Origin of the sequence: Streptomyces sp. URMC 127 (genome assembly GCF_051386535.1) — a bacterium.
Classification (GTDB): Bacteria; Actinomycetota; Actinomycetes; order Streptomycetales; family Streptomycetaceae; genus Streptomyces.
Genome location: NZ_JBPQTW010000451.1, coordinates 1 through 1127, shown reverse-complemented (window position 1 = coordinate 1127; position 1127 = coordinate 1). Strand labels below are relative to the sequence as shown.

General features: G+C 70.5%; 1 protein-coding gene. It reads left to right on the top strand.

Annotated features, from left to right (window positions below):
• Positions 1-45 precede the first annotated feature (45 nt).
• Positions 46-1047 carry an ABC transporter substrate-binding protein gene (locus tag ACSNOH_RS34845; protein ID WP_436725451.1) on the top strand — a complete coding sequence of 334 codons (1002 nt, stop codon included), beginning with the start codon at positions 46-48 and terminating at the stop codon, positions 1045-1047.
• The last annotated feature ends 80 nt before the right edge of the window (positions 1048-1127 follow it).

Genomic DNA, 1127 nt, shown 5'->3' with positions numbered 1-1127 from the left:
CCCCACCGCCGTACCGCTCCCTCACCGCTCAGACAGGAGTCCGCCGTGACCCACCTCCGACCAGCCCCCCGCCGGACGCGCAGAGTTGCCGCCGCGCTCCTCGCCGTGATCACCGGCGCCGCCGCGCTCACCGCGTGCGGCGGCGACGACAAGGCGAAGGGCGAGGACAAGGCCGCCGCCGACGCAGGCTTCCCCCGCACCGTCACCCACGCCATGGGCAGCACCGAGATCAAGCACAAGCCGCAGCGCGTCGTCGTCCTCGACACCGGCGAGCTCGACGACGTCACCATGCTCGGCATCACCCCCGTCGGCGCGGTCTCCCCCCACATGAAGACCGAGGGCGGCTTCCCGCAGTACCTCGCGGCGAAGACGAAGGACACCAAGGACGTCGGCCCCATGGCCGAGCCGAACATCGAGCGGATCATCTCCCTCAAGCCGGACCTGATCCTGTCCTCCAAGGTCCGCCACGCCAAGGTCTACGACCGCCTCAAGGACATCGCCCCCACCGTCTTCACCGAGACCACCGGCGCGCCCTGGAAGGAGAACCTCAAGGTGCACGCCCAGGCCCTCGGCCTGGAGAAGGAGGCGCAGACGGCCATGGCCGCGTACGAGAAGCGCGCCAAGGCCCTGGGGGAGGAGATCAAGAAGAAGAACAACGGCACCATGCCGACCGCGTCCGTCGTCCGCTTCGTCGCCGGCCCCACCCGGCTCTACCAGAAGGCCTCGTTCAGCGGCATCGTCCTGTCCGACGTCGGCCTGCGCCGCCCGGCGTCCCAGGACGTCGACAAGCCCATGCTGGACGTCTCCCCGGAGCAGATCGACAAGGCCGACGCCGACCTCGTCTTCGTCACCGTCGCCGACGACCCGGAGAAGACCCAGCAGGGCGCCGTCCAGGGCAACCCGCTCTGGAAGGGCCTCGGCGCCGTCAAGAACGACAAGGTGTTCCAGGTGCCGGACGAGACGTGGATGTCCGGCATCGGCATCCAGGCCGCGAACCACGTCGTGGACGACATCGCCAAGGCCGCCGGCGTCGACGCCCCCAAGTAAGCCCCGCCTCCCCGGCGGCCCTCGTCCTCGCCCTCGTCCTGCTCGCCCTGAAGGTCGCCCTGCTCGGCGCGGCCCTCGCC